Annotated in this window: 1 protein-coding gene; it reads left to right on the forward strand. The window is 59.8% G+C overall.

All coding sequences use genetic code 11. The features are described 5' to 3' along the window. Window positions 1–447, forward strand: a 447-nt coding sequence (locus tag MCRY_RS22570) for a group II intron maturase-specific domain-containing protein (RefSeq protein ID WP_280523453.1), incomplete at its 5' end; no start/stop codon positions are given. Between the last annotated feature and the right edge of the window lie 63 nt (window positions 448–510).

The raw sequence follows: 510 nt of genomic DNA on the forward strand, positions 1-510 counted from the left end.
CGTCGCGCAGGTTATCCGCATGTGAGCTTTACCTTCCTCGGCTTCACCTTTAGGCCGAGGAAGGCGCTCAGCAAACAAGACCAGCTCTTCACGAGCTTCCTTCCGGGAGCGAGTGCGGATGCCTTAAAGCGGATGCGGCAAGCGGTACGCAGGTGGCGACTCAATCGCCAAACCCACGTGACGCTGGTCGACGTGGCTCGGCTCTACAATCCAGTGATACAGGGGTGGTCGCAATACTATGGCTCGTTCTATCGGACAGCCATGCTTGGCATCTTCCAGCACATTGACCGCGCGCTTGAACGCTGGGCCCGACGAAAATACAAGGCTCTTCATAGGCGCAAGCGGCGCATTAGCCAATGGCTGGACAAGATGCGGACTGTGGTACCCCGGCTGTTTCATCACTGGCGAGTGACCGGGCAGCAAGGTTGGATAACGGGAGCCGTATGACGCGAGAGTGTCACGTACGGTTCTGCGAGCGGCTGCGGGGGCAGTTCCCGCGGCCGACTCACC

Origin of the sequence: Marivita cryptomonadis (assembly GCF_002115725.1) — a bacterium.
GTDB lineage: Bacteria > Pseudomonadota > Alphaproteobacteria > Rhodobacterales > Rhodobacteraceae > Marivita > Marivita cryptomonadis.